General features: G+C 68.0%; 1 protein-coding gene. It reads left to right on the plus strand.

Going from position 1 to position 444, the window contains the following annotated elements; translation table 11 throughout:
* A partial coding sequence (locus MOV75_RS41895) for a hypothetical protein (RefSeq protein WP_247008755.1) occupies positions 1–444 on the plus strand: 444 nt, incomplete at both ends.

Here is a 444-nt window from a genome sequence, read left to right on the forward strand (position 1 = left end):
CAGCGCGGCGCCGGTGGTTGCGACCAGCAACTCGGGCGCCGTGACGCTGGTGGCCGCGACGCTGTCGATGGGCGCCTATTCCGCCATCAACGCACCCGGCCTGATCTCGGTGACCACGACCGGCGATGCAACGATCGGCCAGCTGAATTCGTCGTTGTCCTACGCTGCCGCCTCGAACACCCCGTCGATCATCGTCACCGCCGGCGGCGTTGCATCGCTCGGAGCGATCATCGACAATGGCGACGGCCAGACCAGGTTCCTCGTGTCCGGCGCCGGCGCCGAAGTGTCGCTGAGCGCATCGAACGGCATCGGCAACGCGACGGGCCGGTTCACCACCAACGCCACGCGGCTGTCGGCCAGCGCGAGCGCCGGCGACATCTACCTGAAGGCGCTGACCGACACCGAGGTCAGCCTGCTGTCCGCGGTGAAAGGCAGCGTGGATAT

Source organism: Bradyrhizobium sp. PRIMUS42 (genome assembly GCF_023006515.1).
Lineage (GTDB): Bacteria > Pseudomonadota > Alphaproteobacteria > Rhizobiales > Xanthobacteraceae > Bradyrhizobium.